The sequence below is a fragment of the Stenotrophomonas sp. P5_B8 genome (assembly GCF_054049855.1).
The window spans coordinates 1-616 of the sequence record NZ_JBFULO010000855.1 but is presented as its reverse complement, the minus strand read 5'-3'; the positions used below and the strand labels follow the sequence as shown (position 1 = coordinate 616).

1 protein-coding gene is annotated in these 616 nt (G+C 66.7%); it reads right to left on the bottom strand.

Annotation, left to right across the window (positions count from 1 at the left end; genetic code table 11):
• A partial coding sequence (locus ACXJKH_RS21840) for a LysE family translocator (protein WP_457322520.1) occupies positions 1–436 on the bottom strand: 436 nt, incomplete at its 3' end.
• Positions 437–616 lie beyond the last annotated feature (180 nt).

Sequence of the window (616 nt, the reverse complement as noted above, 5' to 3'; positions counted from 1 at the left end):
TGCCATGCCCGTGCGGCTGGATGAACTGCGGCAGCAACGACAGGTACATCACCGCGATCTTCGGATTGAGCAGCGCGGTGAACAGGCCCATCGCGAACAGGCGGCGCGGGCTGTCCGATGCCAGCGCGCGAAGCTGGAACGGCGAACGTCCGCCCGGGCGCAGCGCCTGCCAGGCCAGGTACAGCAGGTACAGCGCGCCGGCGATGCGCAGCGCGTCGTAGGCATGCGGAACGGCCATCAACAGCGCGGTGATGCCCAGCGCGGCGCACAGCAGGTAGACCAGAAAGCCGAGTGCCACCCCGCCCAGCGAGATCAGCCCGGCCACGCGCCCCTGGCAGATCGATCGTGACACCAGGTAGATCATGTTCGGCCCGGGCGTCAGTACCATGCCCAGCGAGATCAGGCCGAAGGCAAGCAGGTTGGCGGGATCGGGCATGGGCGTGCACACGGCGCAATGAAGATGCGCGGCATGCTATGCCCCGAGCGCACCGTCCGACAGCCACAGTGATGCCACAGCGAGCCAGGCATCTGTATCCATGGTCTGCGCTCGGCGGCGAGTGCATAATCTGGGGCTTCCCACGACAGGTGCGGCGTGCATGGCCATTACGTTGTACGG